Source organism: Hydrogenophaga sp., from assembly GCF_036675665.1.
GTDB lineage: Bacteria > Pseudomonadota > Gammaproteobacteria > Burkholderiales > Burkholderiaceae_C > Hydrogenophaga.
The window spans coordinates 1-2014 of record NZ_JAKFEO010000101.1 but is presented as its reverse complement, the minus strand read 5'-3'; the positions used below and the strand labels follow the sequence as shown (position 1 = coordinate 2014).

The 2014-nt window shown below is 66.3% G+C and carries 4 protein-coding genes; 1 reads left to right on the top strand and 3 read right to left on the bottom strand.

Annotated features, from left to right (window positions below):
• Window positions 1–10: 10 nt before the first annotated feature.
• A complete protein-coding gene (locus V6M63_RS22635; RefSeq protein ID WP_442909638.1) occupies window positions 11–352 on the top strand; it encodes a DMT family transporter in 342 nt (113 codons plus the stop codon).
• 269 nt (window positions 353–621) lie between these two features.
• Here V6M63_RS22635 and V6M63_RS22630 read toward each other — a convergent pair whose 3' ends face one another.
• From V6M63_RS22630 to V6M63_RS22620, 3 genes are all read right to left on the bottom strand, one after another.
• The gene (locus tag V6M63_RS22630) at window positions 622–981 is read right to left on the bottom strand and encodes a nuclear transport factor 2 family protein (protein ID WP_332745589.1); all 360 of its coding nucleotides are present in this window, start codon (window positions 979–981) and stop codon (window positions 622–624) included.
• Between the two features lie 621 nt (window positions 982–1602).
• On the bottom strand, window positions 1603–1776 hold the full coding sequence (locus tag V6M63_RS22625) for a hypothetical protein (protein WP_332745588.1): 174 nt from the start codon (window positions 1774–1776) through the stop codon (window positions 1603–1605).
• A 57-nt stretch (window positions 1777–1833) separates the two neighbouring features.
• A partial coding sequence (locus V6M63_RS22620) for a hypothetical protein (protein WP_332745586.1) occupies window positions 1834–2014 on the bottom strand: 181 nt, incomplete at its 5' end.

Genomic DNA, 2014 nt, shown 5'->3' with positions numbered 1-2014 from the left:
AGGAGTTGCCATGACCACCTACGGCGCCTGGATGACCCTGCTCGCCGCCGGCTGTTGCGAGGTGATGTACGCCGCGGCGATCCCGCGTACCGAGGGCTTCACCCGCCTGTGGCCCAGCCTGTATTGCGCGCTGTTTATCGTCATCAGCCTGTACCTGCTGTCCCTGGCGGTGCGTACCCTGCCGGTGGGCACCGCCTACGCCGTGTGGGTCGGCATAGGTGCGCTGGGTACGGCGATCTATGGCATCACGGTGCTGAACGAACCGGCGCAGCTGGCGCGCCTGGGTTGCCTGGGCCTGATAGTCGGTGGCGTGGTCGGCCTCAAGCTGCTCGGCGGCTCGACGACGGTTTGAGCCGGGCAGGGGTGTCCGGCGCGGCGGCCCGTGGCCATGGCGTTGCCTGCTCAATGCACAGAAGACTCGTCATGCATTGAACAGGTCCGGGTCAAACCGGGCATCGTCCTGGCCGTCGCGCTGGCAACACTCGCCGGGCGCAAGCAGCGGATGCGCCACCCCTTCGGCGCGCTAATTCTCGAGGCGCGCTGCGGCCACCGGCGCTGGCGCGCGCGGATGGGCAAGGCTCCCATGGCATGCCCGGGGCCGTCTCCTGCTCGCCTGGATCGTCAGAACGCGCTTTTCCACTGCTCTGTGTCGATGAACCAGCGCTCCTCATGGATCTTGTCGCCGTGGAACCTGAACAGCACCGCGAGCTGCGAGCCCGCCTGCTTCTCGGACTTCCACTCGACGATCGAGACCACCTCGTTCTCGCCTTCGATCTGGCGCAGGCCGGTGATCTCGAAGCCCGGCGGCAGAAGCGTGCCGAGGCCATCCAGTGCCGCCCGGAACGACCCTCGGCCCTCGAGGATGTCGGTTTGCCCGGGCATGACGAATGTCATGTTTTCCTCGTAGTCACTCACCAGGGAATCGAAATCCCCGGCGCCGACCGCAATCCAGCCACGTTGAACTATGTCCGCCAAACTCATCTTCGCAGTCCACTTCATTCAGCCCGGTTGTCGCCTCGGATGCGCGCACCGGGGCCGGCAGTGCAGGGTGGTTTCAGGTCACGACAGTTACTTCTATGGCGCTTGCGCCCACATATCCGGCGGTGCTTGGGGCATCTCGCTGGCGGTCGCCGCAGACGTCTGCGCTGCAGGCGTTTACCTGCCCACTCCCCGTGTTCCGACCACGATCACGGCCCGCGCATGTGGGCCGGGTATGCGCTTGCCGCTCCCTAAGTAAATACCAATTGGCGCACCCGATCGCGGAGCTGGGCGATAAGCGTCCCGGCGCCGCCCTGGGCGCTCCTCTAGGACGGTCTGCTGGGGGCGATTCACCGTCTGTCGGCGTCATCGCCCAGGCACGTCGAGAGGCGTCGCTGGCGCGGTGAACGTTGGGGAACCTTCTTAGTAGCGCCAGCAATCTTCGCCCTGAAAGGGATCGGTGGGGAGGCAGGGCGGCTGGGCGTCGTCGTGCCGAACTCGGCACGTGAAGGGGCAGGCAGTGGCCGTGCGGCCAGGGGCGGGCGCTGGATGGGGGGAGACGGCGAGATCGAACACGGCGCCGCGAGGAACGACCGGCGCACGGGGGCGCCGGTCGGGCGGGGGTTACTTCTTGGTCATCGGGCTGTTGTAGCTGTGTTTTTCATGACGCACGGTGGCGTAGATGGCGAAGACCGTCAGGGCGACCGCGACGACGAGGATGAACCCCATCACCATCGGCTTGTCGGCGTAGGTGAAGACGCTGCTGGCACCTTCCCAGCTGGTGATTGGACTGCTCATGGCATTGCTCCCAGGTTGGTCACGCGGGGCCGAAGCGCAGCGTGAGGTGGTTCAGTTTCAGGCTGGTTTGGCTTCGCCATAGGCGGCGCTCGGTGCGTCGCTGGCGACGGAGGTCGTGGTGGTGCTGGCGCCGGTGATGGCCCACTCCGGGTAGGCTTGGGCCGGTACTTCCACCAGGTCCAGGCCGCGTTCTTCAGCATGGGCCGGCACGCGCAGCACGCCCATCTTCTTCATCAGC